This is a genomic window from Rhizobium sp. SEMIA 4085 (assembly GCF_013004495.1).
GTDB lineage: Bacteria > Pseudomonadota > Alphaproteobacteria > Rhizobiales > Rhizobiaceae > Rhizobium > Rhizobium gallicum.
Window position 1 is genome coordinate 1 of record NZ_JABEPH010000142.1, and the last position, 13,875, is coordinate 13,875.

Below are 13,875 nucleotides of genomic sequence, written 5' to 3' on the forward strand. Positions count from 1 at the left end.
TCGATGCATGCGCGATGGATAAAAGATGAGTATGTGTCGTAAGTCGTAGGCCTCGTATTGAGACTTGATGTTTTGTTTTTGCAAGCATAAGTCGTCAAACGAGTTGCTCAGGAGTCCCGGGGGCTCGGAGATGTGTAGAAGAGTCGGTCATTGGACCCCTTCAGGGCCTGAAGGATACCGACGAGATTTTCGTCGCGAATTCGTTCGAGCTCACGAATGGAACGGCCAGCTGCCTGCTCATCGGACTGCTGGCCGATCTTTTCGACGAGCGCGTCGTCAAGATCGACGACATTGGTGAGCTTCGTCCAGGGCCATGCGAGGCACGGACCGAACTGTTGGAGGAAGTGGCGCATGCCAGCCTCGCCACCTGCAATCCGATAGGTCTCAAAGAGACCCATCTGTGCCCAGCGCAGGCCGAAGGAATAGCGGATCACGTCGTCAAGCGTCTCGACTGTGCAGATATCATCATGGATCAACCAGAGGGCTTCGCGCCACAGCGCCTCGAGAAGGCGGTCGCCGACAAAAGCCTCGATCTCCTTGGCGATGTGAACGCCCTTCATGCCAATCGGCGGCAATTTTTCCATCGCGGCCTTGATCGTCGCCATCGCCGTCTTCTCACCGCCGACGATCTCGACCAGCGGCAGGAGATAGACCGGATTATAGGGATGGGCGACGAAGAGGCGTTCCGGATACTGCATGTCCTGCTGAAGATCGGTCGGCAGCAGGCCCGACGTCGACGAGCCAATTAAGGCGTCCGGTCGCGCTGCCGCGTCGATCTGGGCTAAGACGCTACGCTTCAAGTCGAGCCGTTCGGGCACGCTTTCCTGGATCCAGTCGGCATCGACGACGGCTTCTTCCAAGCTGCCGCAGAAGGTCAACTTGCCGCGTTTTGGCAGCGGTGCGCCTGTCAGCATCGCATAGGCCCGTTCGGCATTGGCGAGGACCTCGCCGATGATGCGGCGCGCGTCAGGATGTGGATCGAAGACGTCAACGTCGATACCGGCGAGAAGGAAGCGAGCAATCCATCCGCCGCCGATGACGCCGCCGCCTATGCAGGCTGCCTTGTTGATCTTTATCATCCGGCCCTCAGCGCTTCGTCAGTTTAAGCTTCTTTCGGACCTCTTCCGGTCCGATGATACGCGCGCCCATGCCTTCGACCACCTGGACTGCCTTTTCGACAAGCTGGGCATTGGTCGCAAGCCTGCCCTTGCCGGCATAGAGATTGTCTTCCAGGCCGACACGGACGTTTCCGCCGGCGAGAATAGCCGCTGCCGGATAGGCCATGGCGTTGCGGCCGATCGAGAAGGCCGAAAAGGTCCAGCTCTGCGGCACGTTGTTGACCATCGCCATGAAGGTATTGAGATCGTCCGGCGCTCCCCATGGGATACCCATGCAGAGCTGGATCAGCACCGGGTCCTCGATCAGGCTTTCGTCGGCAAGCTGTTTGGCGAACCAGAGATGGCCGGTATCGAAGGCCTCGATTTCTGGCCGCACACCGAGATCGGTCATCTTTTTCGCCATCGCGCGCAGCATGCCTGGCGTATTGGTCATGACATAGTCGCCGAGACTGAAGTTCATGGTCCCGCAGTCGAGCGTGCAGATTTCCGGCAGGCATTCGCCGACATGGCTGACACGCTCGCTGGCGCCCGCCATGTCGGTCCCTTTTGGGTTGAGGGGCAGAGGCGTTTCGACATTGCCGAAAATCAGGTCGCCGCCCATGCCGGCCGTCAGATTGAGCACGACATCGATCTCGGCGGAGCGGATGCGATCGGTGACTTCCTTGTAGAGGTCGTTGCGTCGGCTTGCGGCACCGGTGTCCGGATCGCGGACATGGCAGTGAACGACTGCCGCCCCAGCCTTGGCGGCATCGATCGCGGAATCCGCGATCTGCTTGGGAGTAACGGGAACGTGGCTGGATTTCGAGACCGTATCGCCGGCGCCGGTCACGGCACAGGTGATGAAGACATCGCGGTTCATCACAAGAGGCATTTTGTTCTCCCTCGTATTGAGAGCATTACGCGGCAAAGCTCCGCCCATTGCTTTGCATTAACGGAACTAGGTGATACAGTTTCGGCAAAATCGTGGAGAGTCCATGCTGGCGCGATCGACACAACGGCTCGATATCGACCTTCTGATTTTGCCGGAAACGAACCTGATCCTGATCGCCTCGGTGATCGAGCCGTTGCGAGGCGCCAACCGCATTTCCGGCAGCGAGATCTATCGCTGGCGTCTATTGACCGTGGATGGCGATCCGGCTCCAACCACGAGCGACATCCCGGTTCCCGCCTGCGCGCCCTTCAAGGCAACGGCCGATACGGCGCCGCTCTTCGTGCTCGCAAGCTACAACTGGCGGCAAAGCGCCACTCCGGCGCTGAAGATGCAGCTCTCGCAGGCTACTCGCTACCGAACGATGATTGCCGGCATCGAATCCGGCACGTGGCTGCTTGCCGAAGCAAGCCTTCTTGATGGGTATTCTGCGACTATTCATTGGGAGGATTTCGAAGATTTCGCGCTCGCCTACCCTTATGTTCGTGCCTCAAGGGAGCGCTTCGTCATCGATGGCAAGCGGCTGACCACTGCCGGCTCATTGCCGACCGTCGATCTGATGCTCGAGGTGATCCGGCAGCGGCAAGGCTATTCGCTGGCGCTAGAGGTCAGCCGGCTCTTCAGCTACGAACAAGCAGATTTCCATTCCGAGCACGAGCTTTCTCCATCGACTGTCAGTTTGCGGATGCGCGATCCGCGTGTCGCTCACGCGATCCGGTTGATGGAAGACAACATCGAGCAGCCTTTGGTTCTGGCCAGGATTGCGCGCCGCGTCGGCATCAGCGCGCGCCATCTGCAGGGGCTCTTTCAGGAGAGCATTGGAGCGCCGCCGCACGTGCACTATCTGGCGTTGCGGTTGAATGCTGCCCGTCGCAAGGTGATCGAGACCAAGGCATCTTTTGCCGATATCGCCGCCGCAACCGGCTTCAATTCGGCTTCCGCCTTTGCCCGGAGCTACCGGGCAAGCTTCTCCGAAAGCCCCTCCGACACCCGGCGACGCCTTCGCCGTCGCATCATGTTGGCGCAAGAGCGGCCATAGGCTGGAAGGCCTCCCGCACCCTTTCGGCCAGTTCCTGGATCGCCGCGGTGGAATGATGCCGGCTGCGGCGCAATACGACCCGGGATGAATCGACCAGCGGAAAGCCATCAGCACTTGTCAGTTCCCGGCATCCGGGCGGGATGTTGCTACGGGAGAGCGTGGTTACCGCAAGCCCGGCGGCGACCGCGTTCTTCAGTCCGGAACTCGTATCGGCAATGACGGCAATGCGGTATCTGCGGCCGTGCTGCTCCAGCGAACGAAGTGCGAAATCGCGGCACCAGGTCGAATTTCTGTAAATTGCGATCGGTAGCGGATCGGCATCGTGCAACCGATGCACCAGCGAGGTCACCCAAACCGTAGGGTCGATGCAAAGTACCTCGCCGTTGATCTGATTGCTCCAGTCGAAGACGACGGCGAGGTCGAGTTCGTCGCGTTCGAGCGCTGCGAGATTATGGGATGTGTAATCGCAAGAGATCGTCACCTCGACGGCCGGGTGGCGCACGGAGAATGCAGCAAGTGCGGCCGGCAATACGGTCTGACTATATTCTTCGGGGATACCGATGCGAACAGGCCCGTCCAGCGGCTTGGTCCGGATCGTCGCCGTTGCCTCATTCAGAAGGTCGATCACCCGTCGAGCATAGGGAAGGAGCTGCGTCCCAGCGCCTGTCAGTGCAACGCCGCGCGCGCCTCTTTCGAAAAGCGCTTCGCCGATCGTGTCCTCTAGTCGTTTCACCTGAGCGCTGACAGCCGACTGGGTTCGGCCGATGCGCTGAGCGGCGGCCGAAAAGTTCGACGTTTCGGTCACAACCAGAAATGTCCGCAGCAGGTCGCTTTCAATTGGTTCACGCATGGGCAGCCACAAAGAAATCCGATGGCAGACATCTCTACTATTCGTTTGCCTGATGTCAATTACGGGCGCACACAGATCGTGTCGCTTCAGTCTTTCCCAAGGCAGCCCGCATGACCATCCACCTTCAGGCGCGATCGTTGGCGCTCAGCGAGCACGAAAAAGGCATTGCTTTTGTGGTCGCCGCGACTCTTGCCTGGAGCGCAAGTGGGCTCTATTCGCGGCTCTTGACCGTCGATGTGTGGACGACGATCGCCTGGCGCTCGCTGTTCGGCGGTCTTTTTCTCCTGGTTCCGAGCCTCTTCCTGGAAGGCGGCTTTTCCAGGCGTCAATGGCGCTCGGTCTTCCATCCCTCGGGTCTTGCGATGATTGGATGTCAAACCTTCAGTCAGGCCTGCTTCATCGGCGCACTTTTTATGACCAGCGTTGCGAACGTCACGATGATCTACGCCACCGCGCCCTTCATTGCCGCCCTCTTCGGCTGGCTGATCCTGAAGGAGAAAGTCGCAAGGCGAACCCTCGTTGCCGGGGGCGTGTGTTTCTCGGGAGTGGCGGTCATCGTGGCCTCTTCAATCGGCGGCGGCACAGGAACTGGCGACCTTCTGGCGCTCGGAATGACCGTCTCATTTGCCCTTGTCATCATCATTCCCCGCATCAATCCCGATGTGCCAAGCCTTCCCCCGACCATCGTCAGTGCGTTTCTCACCCTGATCCTCTTTGCACCTTTCGGTTCGGTCGGTTCCCTTGATCTTCACAACTGGGTCGTGCTTGCGGCATTCGGGGCTACGAATTTCTCCATTGCGCTGGTTCTGTTCCTTGCGGGTGCACGACGTATGCCGCCGGCCGAAGCTGCCCTTCTCGGCACCATGGAAATCATTCTGACACCCTTCTGGGTCTGGCTGTTTTTTGCCGAACAACCGCCGGCCGCCACGTTCTTGGGCGGTGCAGTCATCCTGGCTGCCGTGCTCTGGCATACGATCATCGACTTCCGCCGTGGCCGCCGGATGCTCGCAAAGGCTGAGGATTCCCCTTTCTAGAATTGGGCGGATATTCACAAACCACCTTCCCGATCGCCTGTTTTCCTTCGATGAGTCGTGCGGATTTGAGGAACTGCTCAAGTGTCCATTTCTGCAATCTTTGCTTGGGGCTCGTTGAGGAGTATTATCTGAAGTTAAGAACCTAGATCATGAACGGGATGCGGGCGGACACGGCATGCCCTTTCCTCATCCCGCTCATCAAAGGGCGAGAAAAGCCCATGTTTCGGGAGGAAGTAATGAAACGCAGAACCCAGGTCGAGAGGAAAACGTCGCGTCGTAGATTCCTAAGCGGCGCAGCCATGGCCGGCGCCGCGATGATGGCGGCGCCAAGCGTCGTCAAGGCGCAGGGGCCGGTCAACATGCGCTGGCAGAGCACCTGGCCTTCCAAGGATATCTTTCACGAGTTCGCACTCGATTTTGCACAGAAGGTCAACGACATGACCGGCGGGGATCTCAAGATCGAGGTACTGCCGGCGGGTGCCGTTGTGCCGGCCTTCGGCCTGCTCGATGCGGTCTCCCAGGGGACGCTCGACGGCGGCCACGGCGTGCTTGTCTATCATTACGGCAAACAGACGGCACTGGCGCTTTGGGGCTCGGGTCCAGGCTTTGCGATGGATGCCAACATGCTGCTTGCCTGGCATAAATATGGCGGCGGCAAGGAGCTGCTCGCCAAGCTTTACGAATCGATCGGCGCGAACGTCGTTTCGTTTCCCTATGGTCCGATGCCGACACAACCGCTCGGCTGGTTCAAGAAGCCGGTCGCCAAAGCCGAGGATATCGAGGGCCTGAAATTCCGCACGGTCGGCATTTCGATCGACGTGTTCACCGGTCTTGGGGCGGCGGTCAACGCTTTGCCGGGCGGCGAGATCGTCGCGGCGCTTGACCGTGGTCTGCTTGACGCGGCCGAGTTCAACAATGCCTCATCCGACCGCGTCCTCGGTTTTCCAGACGTTTCGAAAATCTGCATGCTGCAAAGCTACCACCAGAATGCCGAGCAATTCGAGGTCATGTTCAACAAGACCAAGTATGACGGCCTGCCCGAACAGATGAAGGCAATCATCACCAATGCCGTGGAGGCGGCGTCTCAGGACATGGCCTGGAAGGCCATCGACCGCTATTCGAAAGACTATGTCGAGATGCAGACGACCGACAAGGTGAAGTTCTACAAGACGCCGGAGGCGATCCTGAAAAGGCAACTGGAGGTCTACGACGAGGTGGTGAAGAAGAAGGCCGGCGAAAACCCGCTGTTCAAGGAGATTCTTCAATCGCAGATCGCCTTTGCGGAGCGGGCAACGCGATGGGAGCAGGACACCGTCGTCGGCCGGCGTTTGGTCTTTGATCACTACTTCGGACCAAAAGGGGTGGCAAAGGAACTCTGACCTATGATTCAAGCATCACCGGGCAGGAGCCCCGGTGATGCTTGCAGTGAGGATATGCTCTTTCCCGGGGGCACGCGTGAACGTTCAGCATTTTCTGCTCAGGGTGGATGCAGTCAGCGTGTGGGTCGGAAAAGCTTCGGCCTGGCTCATCATCGGCCTGATGACGCTGGTTTGCGTCGAGGTGTTCAAGCGTTACATCCTGAACATGCCGACGGCGTGGATCTTCGACGCCAGCAACATGTTCTATGGTACCCTGTTTATGCTCGCCGGAGCCTACGCGCTGGCGCAGAATGCGCATGTGCGCGGCGATTTTCTTTATAGCTCGCTAAGGCCCCGGATCCAGGCTGGGCTCGATCTCGTCCTTTACGTCCTCTTCTTCCTGCCTGGCGTCGCCGCCCTCGTTTATGCCGGCTATGACTATGCCGCGCTTTCCTGGCGGATCGGCGAGCATTCGACGGTGACCGCAGAAGGCCCGCCGATCTATTACTTCAAGACGGTCATTCCGGTAGCGGGCGCGCTCGTCATGCTGCAGGGGCTTGCCGAAATCCTTCGCTGCATCGTCTGCCTGAGGACCGGCGAGTGGCCGGCCCGGCTCAAGGACGTGGAGGAGATTGACGTTGTTGCCGAGCAGCTTGCGCAAAGCGAGCACGTAGACGCAAAGACGCGCGAGGCAGCGATCGAGCGTGCCCACGACCTAGACAGGGCAGCGCGTCAACGGGGAATGGGGGGAGATATCGAAACGTGAGCGATCCGTTCCTTGGAATGACGATGCTGATGCTCATCGTGGTCGTCATCATGATGGGTTTCCCGACGGCCTTTACGCTGATGGGGCTCGGCATGCTCTTCGGATTCTACGCCTTTTATAATCCCGCCGAACACTGGATCGACAATCGCGTCTTCGATCTGATGGTTCAGCGCACCTACGGGGCAATGACCAACGACGTCTTGATCTCCATCCCGCTCTTCGTCTTGATGGGTTACGTGATGGAGCGCGGCGCGCTGGTCGACAAGATGTTCTACAGCATCCAGCTGTCGTTCCGGCGCGTTCCCGCGTCGCTTGCCGTGGCAACCCTGATCGTGTGCACGTTCTGGGGGATTGCGAGCGGTCTCGTCGGCGCCGTCGTCGTGCTGATGGGGGTGATCGCTATGAGCCCGATGTTGCGAGCGGGCTATGACGTGAAGCTTGCCTCCGGCGTCATTACCGCTGGCGGTACGCTCGGCATCCTGATCCCGCCCTCGGTGATGATCATTGTCTATGCGGCGGTTGCTGGCCAGTCCGTGGTCAAGCTCTACGCTGCGACGATGTTTCCGGGTTTCTTCCTGGCGTTCCTCTATCTCGCCTATATTCTCACCTGGGCGGCGATCAATCCGAAAGTCGCTCCCGCCTTGCCGGAGGACCAGACACGGGTTCCGGTGGCAAGCTGGATGCGCAGTCTTCAGGCGGCCTATTCGCAAAACATGATGCTCGGTCTTCTTCGTGCATTGAGCTCGCCATCGAAGGCGATGGCACTCGAAACGGCTGAGGGACGGCTCACCTACTGGACGCTCTTCAAGAATTTCTGTGCAGCCCTCGTGCCCTTCTCCTTGACTGCATTCACACTGCTGATGGTGTGGTGGTATGTTGTTATCCACCCGCAGGCCGCAGGCGAGGCGGAAGCCCCCGAAGGGCTGGAGCAGCTCGGAGCGCCGGCTGCAGACGCGGGCGCGGCCATGGTCAATGGCCCGGCGACGAGCTTCTACGTGTCGTTCGCACTCGTTGCAGCAATCGCTGCTGCGGCCCTTTCCCGCTACTACTACAATATGGGTGCGGAGCGGCTTCAGGTGATAAAGCTTCTGGTGTCCTCCGTCATGCCGCTCGCGCTCCTCACTGTCGTCGTGCTCGCCGTCATCCTGTTCGGTATCACAACGGCAACCGAGTCTGCCGCAGTTGGCGCGGCCGGCGCCTTCCTGTTGGCATTCCAGGCCAGAACGCTCAACTGGAAACGCACCAAGGAGGCAGTCTTCCTGACGGCGAAGACGACGGCGATGGTCTGTTGGCTCTTCGTCGGCTCCGCGCTTTTCTCCGCCGTTTTCGCCATTCTGGGAGGGCAGGCGCTGATCGAAGAATGGGTGCTGGCGCTTGAGTTGACACCGGTGCAGTTCATGATCCTGTCGCAGGCGATCATCTTCATTCTCGGTTGGCCGCTGGAATGGACCGAGATCATCATTATCTTCGTGCCGATCTTCCTGCCGATGCTGAGACACTTCGATATCGACCCCATCCTTTGGGGCGTCCTCGTCTTCGTCAACCTGCAGGCAGCCTTCCTGTCGCCGCCGGTGGCGATGTCGGCTTACTATCTCAAGGGCGTTTCACCGCCGCACGTCACGCTCAACCAGATCTTCGCAGGTATGATGCCCTACATGCTGATCGTCATCCTTTGCATGGTCATCATGTATGTTTGGCCGGGAATGGCACTTTGGCTTCCGAACTATCTCTACGGCTGAAAGATGCTGGCGCCGTTCTGCTTGCACAGAAGGTGCTTGCATTTCCTTTCATGCACTTCACATTCACGAAAAGGCATTCAGGGAGGTGGTCATGGCGGATGATCGCAAGGCGACGCTCGTGCACATATCGGGGCGGGTCCAGGGCGTCAGCTTCCGCATATGGACAAAGACCCAGGCACAGCGGTTCGGCTTGACCGGCTGGGTGCGAAACGAAGATGACGGATCTGTGACCGCATTGATTGCCGGACAGGATGCGGCGGTTTCCGCAATGTTGGAACAGTTTTGGAACGGACCCGTCGGCGCGTCCGTTTCCAGTGTCGTGACCAAACAGGCCTCCTTGGATGAGGCGCCATCGGACTTCCGAATCACGAGCTGAGGCTGACGGCCTTCGCAGAGGCATTTGTCATGGCGCCCCAGACGTCAAACCTTGGATCCGATGACAAGCCCAGCTAGTGCGTTGCCGATTTCTGCTTGGCAATCGTCAGGATATAATCGTCGGCGATATCAGCGACCGCCATGGCGATCTCTGCTGCCGAAAACTCCATTAGCCCCTCGCTGAAAATGATCTCGTGAACGGCCTCTTCGATCTTCTGCCGGCAGGCAAAAAGACGATCGGCATGATTGACCTGTATAGAAGGTAATTCCATAGTTCTCATAACCCCGATCTTTAGCGGTGGTGATCACCGATGACGCATCGACCCAATAGAAAAACTCGCTGACGCTGCGATTGCTCGCCGGCCGAAAGCCCCCAGTATTGACGGAGGAAGCATAACTGTAAAAATTGCCGCGGATGCGTGAAATCGACGTGACACAATTTTAAATAGCGGTATAGTATTTCATGCTAAAATAAGCTGCCGTCGGACTCGTCGCACGTCTATTCCCAAGTCAGGTACCTTGAATTGAAACCAGTTAGACTTGGTTGCATAACATTAAGACGGTCCTTGGTGGGACACCAAGAATATCGTTCGATAAAAGATCACCTTTAGTTGCATTTTTGACGGAATGCATCATGATGCACGTCGCATGAGCCATGAGGGGCCCCATGAAGGCGAAATCTCCAAATGCTATTGATGTATATGTAGGCGGTCGTCTGCGGGTCCGGCGCAAGGTTCTTGGCTTGAGCCAGGGCAGTTTAGCGGAAGCCTTGGGTATTACATTTCAGCAGGTGCAAAAATACGAGAAGGGTATGAACCGAATTGGTGCCAGCAGGCTCCAGAGGATTGCGGAAATTCTCAGAGTCCCCGTTGGGTTCTTTTTCGAAAACAATGCGGGCGCGTCACCCGATGTCGAGCCGCGGCGCGATACGGATGATGTCACGCTGTTTATGACGTCGAAGGAGGGAGTGGCCCTTAGCAAGGCATTTCTGGCAATCGAAGATCCTAACGTCCGCCAAAAATTGCTTGCCCTTACCAGAAGCCTTGGCTCTGCAAACCCGGTCGAGAACCATCGCGACAGTTCCAGTCAGATAGAGCCCGAGCGAGGATAGACACTTTGGTGCTGTATCTACAGACATTTGGCGATCTGCGACTGACCGATGCGAATGGCAACGCCATTCGCTATCCGGCCAAGGGCCTGGTGATGGTCGCTTATCTCTTCAGCCGCAAGACCCATGAACTGAGCCGTCATGAGCTCTCGGAGTTTCTATGGGCCGATGCGGAGGCCGAGCTGTCGGGACTTAACCTGCGCAAATTGATCTCACGTATTCGACAGATCGACGACGATACGAACGAGGCGCTGCTTCAGATCACCTCCGGTACGATCCGGCTTCGCACGGAGGCTCTTGCCGTCGATCTTCAGGCTCTCGACAGCGCAATGCCCCCGTTGGCGCGATTGAGAGCGATCAGCGACCTCCATCAGCGGGATTTCATGGCAAGCGTGAAACCCTCAACCAGGTCGATCGACAACTGGATCACGGGAGAGCGTCGCAATCACAGATTGAAGCTGCGCGAAGTGCTCTTTGACGCGCTGCCACATGCCCAAAGCAACGATGACCTCCGGGCAATATCCACCGCGGGCCTTTATCTTCTGGAGAAAGATCCGGGCGACGAAGAAATCAGGGAAATGCTTCGCCGGCTATCTGGAACGAATCTGGCTGACGGGGACAGGCGTGAAAAGGCAAGCAGGCCAAAAATCAGCGCCCTGCCATCGAGCCCGCAAGACGCGCTCGTTCGAATCGAGCCTGGCAAGCCTTCGTCGTCAGTCCTTCCTCGCGTCGTACTGCTTCCGCCAATCCCACAGGGACATGTTGCCGGGCTCGTTATTGCCAACGCCCTGATCGAAGACGTCACCATCGAGCTTTGCGCGCTTCGCAACATTTCTATTGTCGCACCGCACACGGCCGAGCAAATTCGTCGCGACTCCGACAAGGCCCAGGTCGTTGCGCGGCATTCGATTTCTTATCTCCTTGAAACGCGGCTTTCGACTGAGGGGCTCTACGCCCAGCTTATCTATTTTCCCACCGACGAGGTCATCTGGGCAACGCGCTTTACGATGACATCGGATGCACTGCCGACACAAAGGCGGCTCATTGCTCAGAGGCTGACCTTTTCCCTTGTGCAGGAGCTGGCGAAGAACGAGCGGGCCAGATTGAACATCGAGGCAGATCCTCAAGCGTATCATTCCTATCTCGTTGGCGCGAGCTTGATGGGCAAACTGACGTTGCCTCATATCCGCAAGGCGCGTCATGCCTTCAAGGAGGCTCTTCGGTACAATCCCGACTTCTCGCCAGCATTTGCCGGTCTTGCCCGCACCTATACGAGCGAGTGGCTCGTGACGGCGCAGGGAAACGAAGAGCTGCTGCGCCTGGCGGAAACGAACGCTGGCAAGGCCATCGAAGGAGATTCGATATTTGCCGGCGGACATCGAGAATTGGGGGTCGCCAAGCTCTATCTCGGCGACGTCGATCACAGCGTTTCGGCCCTCAGCCTGGCGGAGGAATTGAGTCCGCATTTTGCCGACGTCATCTATAGCCATGCTGATACGCTCGTACATGCTTCTCGCCCGGGGGACGCGCTGTCGAAGATCAAAAAAGCGATCTCGCTCAACCCGATATCGCCCGACGCCTATCTCTGGTGCGCCGCAGGGGCATGTTACTTCCTTGAGCAGTATCAAGACGCAATCGATTACGTAGAGGCAATGAAAGACAAAGCACCGGCTCACCGGATCGCGGCGGCGAGCTGTGCGATGATCGGCGATCGAAGGCGGGCACAGTTTTACCGGCAACGCGCCGAAGCACTCAATCCTGTTTTCGATGTCGAGAAATGGCTTTCCGTCGTTCCTTTCAAGGAACAATGGCAGAAGGACCTTTATCGGGAAGGCCTTTTAAAGGCCGGATTTTAATACAGCCCTTATGGAGAAAAATTCATGGAAAAAGCTGTCGTATTCGGTATTGCAGGACAAGCGGATCTCTGGATTGCGGATCTTGACGCAGGCACGGTCAAGCCGCTTGGATCGCCGGTTGGAGAGCTGGCACAAGTTGTTGCCGACGTCCGCAAGACAGGAGGCACCTTCGTGAAGAAGGTGGACTTCGCCATCGCGGTTTCTTCGGCGCAAACGGTGTTTTCCGGTCACGTCGACGGTTGAGATGCTGCTCTGACAGCCGCTCAAGTCCCTTCATATTCCGACCGGACCATCGGGCCGTCAGAGACGCTCACGCGTGTCGCGCCGTTTCTGGCTGATCTCGGCATCACCCGTGTCGCACGTCACACGGGCCTCGATCGTATCGGGATACCGGTTTGGTGTGCCTATACACCCAATGCCCGCTCGATCGTCGTCGCTCAAGGCAAGGGCCTGAGCGACGACGATGCGAAGGTATCGGCCGTCATGGAGGCCCTGGAACGGGCCGTTGCCGGCAAGCCTTCCGTCGATACTGTCCAAGCAAGCGCGCGTCACCTTCAAGACTCCGGCTGCAGGGTCGAAAAGCTGAACTGTCTGATCGGTCGCCACAAGAACGACATAGGCGATGACGAAGAGATCGAATGGGCGCTCGGCAGGGAACTCTTGTCGGGGACCGAGATCTATATCCCTTTCGAGGCTGCGATCCTTGACCGGACACGCGAATGCCGCTTCTGGATGTCCTCTGATGGCTTGGCGTCCGGAAACACGCTCAAGGAGGCAATGCTACATGGCATTCTCGAGCGCATAGAACGGGATGCCTATGTCCTTTGGCAGATAGGCAATGACAGGGACCGTCACGCGCGTTGCATCGATCCACGCGGTTTCCAGGACCCGGCCTTGGATCAATTGATCGAAAAGATCGAAACGGCCGGGTTGGGACTTCGGCTCTTCGACATGACGAGCGATATCGCCGTTCCGTGCTTCACCGCAATTTTAGGCCCAGGCGATATTCATGACGACGCCAATGTCCGTTTTGTCGAAGTGACGGCAGGAAGCGGTGCTCATCCATCGCCCGTTCGCGCGGCCATACGGGCTGTAACCGAAGCAGCTCAATCCCGATTGACCTATATCAGCGGTTCACGGGACGACATCTTGCCCGAAACCTTCCTTGCACCACTCCCGTTGCAGACGCGCACTCTTTTCCAGGCCGTTCCGGCGATGCCGGCGACGATGGCGCCGGCCTATCCGCAATCTCTCGCTCAACATCTCGACTACACACTGAGTGCCTTGCGGGAAAAGCAAATAGATCAAGTCATCGTCCTGGCTCTCAGCGATCCCGCACTTCCTTTCAGCGTTGCGAAAACCTTTATCCCTGCTCTTGAGAATCCGCAGGGCGGGCAGGCACGCCGCTTTGGACATCGTGCGGTTTCACAGGCTATCATGTCATGAAGGTCATCTTTGTCGGTCCGAGCCTTCCAGATGCGGCATCCTTCGCTGGAGATGAGGTGTTCGTCTGCCCGCCTGCAGTTCAGGGCGATGTTCTTGCCGCCGTGAGGCGTGGGGCGACTGTCATCGGGCTAATCGACGGTGGGTTCGAATATACGGCGCCGGTCTGGCACAAAGAGATCCTCTACGCGCTTTCTCAGAATGTGGCTGTAGTAGGCGCGGCCAGCATGGGAGCACTACGCGGTTGAGAAAGCCAGCTCG

At 58.2% G+C, this 13,875-nt stretch carries 13 protein-coding genes and 2 pseudogenes; 11 read left to right on the forward strand and 4 right to left on the reverse strand.

Features of this window, described 5'->3' with window-relative positions:
• Positions 1 to 149: 149 nt before the first annotated feature.
• Positions 150 to 1,079: pseudogene (locus C9413_RS15800) on the reverse strand (carnitine 3-dehydrogenase); the annotation flags it as partial.
• Positions 1,080 to 1,086: 7 nt separating this feature from the next.
• A complete protein-coding gene (locus tag C9413_RS15805) occupies positions 1,087 to 1,989 on the reverse strand; it encodes a 3-keto-5-aminohexanoate cleavage protein (protein ID WP_040116041.1) in 903 nt (300 codons plus the stop codon).
• Positions 1,990 to 2,092: 103 nt separating this feature from the next.
• On the opposite strand from C9413_RS15805, the gene C9413_RS15810 reads away from it, so the two are divergent.
• Positions 2,093 to 3,085, forward strand: a complete 993-nt coding sequence (locus tag C9413_RS15810; protein ID WP_052451874.1) for a GlxA family transcriptional regulator — start codon at positions 2,093 to 2,095, stop codon at positions 3,083 to 3,085.
• On the opposite strand, the gene C9413_RS15815 is transcribed toward C9413_RS15810, so the two are convergent.
• Positions 3,060 to 3,935, reverse strand: a complete 876-nt coding sequence (locus C9413_RS15815) for a LysR substrate-binding domain-containing protein (protein WP_040116687.1) — start codon at positions 3,933 to 3,935, stop codon at positions 3,060 to 3,062. The two genes, C9413_RS15810 and C9413_RS15815, sit on opposite strands and share 26 nt — an antisense overlap.
• Positions 3,936 to 4,045: 110 nt before the next feature.
• On the opposite strand from C9413_RS15815, the gene C9413_RS15820 reads away from it, so the two are divergent.
• The 5 genes from C9413_RS15820 (at position 4,046) to C9413_RS15840 (ending at position 9,208) form a co-directional block, all read left to right on the forward strand.
• The gene (locus C9413_RS15820; protein ID WP_040116039.1) at positions 4,046 to 4,969 is read left to right on the forward strand and encodes a DMT family transporter; all 924 of its coding nucleotides are present in this window, start codon (positions 4,046 to 4,048) and stop codon (positions 4,967 to 4,969) included.
• Between the two features lie 236 nt (positions 4,970 to 5,205).
• Positions 5,206 to 6,348: a TRAP transporter substrate-binding protein gene (locus C9413_RS15825; RefSeq protein WP_040116038.1), complete on the forward strand. Its 1,143-nt coding sequence runs from the start codon at positions 5,206 to 5,208 to the stop codon at positions 6,346 to 6,348.
• 37 nt (positions 6,349 to 6,385) lie between these two features.
• Positions 6,386 to 7,093 (forward strand): TRAP transporter small permease subunit, encoded by a 708-nt coding sequence (locus tag C9413_RS15830; RefSeq protein ID WP_040116037.1) that lies wholly within the window; start codon positions 6,386 to 6,388, stop codon positions 7,091 to 7,093.
• Complete coding sequence (locus tag C9413_RS15835; protein WP_040116036.1) at positions 7,090 to 8,832, forward strand: TRAP transporter large permease subunit; 1,743 nt, start codon at positions 7,090 to 7,092, stop codon at positions 8,830 to 8,832. Before C9413_RS15830 ends, C9413_RS15835 begins: the two co-directional genes overlap by 4 nt.
• Before the next feature lie 91 nt (positions 8,833 to 8,923).
• Complete coding sequence (locus tag C9413_RS15840; RefSeq protein WP_040116035.1) at positions 8,924 to 9,208, forward strand: acylphosphatase; 285 nt, start codon at positions 8,924 to 8,926, stop codon at positions 9,206 to 9,208.
• Between the two features lie 73 nt (positions 9,209 to 9,281).
• Here the strand turns inward: C9413_RS15840 and C9413_RS15845 are convergent, their stop codons facing one another.
• Complete coding sequence (locus C9413_RS15845; protein WP_040116034.1) at positions 9,282 to 9,479, reverse strand: hypothetical protein; 198 nt, start codon at positions 9,477 to 9,479, stop codon at positions 9,282 to 9,284.
• A 395-nt stretch (positions 9,480 to 9,874) separates the two neighbouring features.
• On the opposite strand from C9413_RS15845, the gene C9413_RS15850 reads away from it, so the two are divergent.
• The 5 genes and pseudogenes from C9413_RS15850 to C9413_RS15870 form a co-directional block, all read left to right on the forward strand.
• The gene (locus C9413_RS15850; RefSeq protein ID WP_040116033.1) at positions 9,875 to 10,318 is read left to right on the forward strand and encodes a helix-turn-helix transcriptional regulator; all 444 of its coding nucleotides are present in this window, start codon (positions 9,875 to 9,877) and stop codon (positions 10,316 to 10,318) included.
• An 8-nt stretch (positions 10,319 to 10,326) separates the two neighbouring features.
• Complete coding sequence (locus C9413_RS15855; RefSeq protein WP_040116686.1) at positions 10,327 to 12,171, forward strand: peptide antibiotic resistance protein; 1,845 nt, start codon at positions 10,327 to 10,329, stop codon at positions 12,169 to 12,171.
• 24 nt (positions 12,172 to 12,195) lie between these two features.
• Entirely contained in the window at positions 12,196 to 12,414 is a 219-nt protein-coding gene (locus C9413_RS15860; protein WP_040116032.1) for a hypothetical protein, read from the forward strand.
• Positions 12,415 to 12,462: 48 nt separating this feature from the next.
• Complete coding sequence (locus tag C9413_RS15865) at positions 12,463 to 13,617, forward strand: YcaO-like family protein (RefSeq protein ID WP_170250618.1); 1,155 nt, start codon at positions 12,463 to 12,465, stop codon at positions 13,615 to 13,617.
• Positions 13,614 to 13,856, forward strand: a pseudogene (locus C9413_RS15870) (TfuA-like protein); the annotation flags it as partial. The gene C9413_RS15865 and the pseudogene C9413_RS15870, both read left to right, overlap by 4 nt.
• Between the last annotated feature and the right edge of the window lie 19 nt (positions 13,857 to 13,875).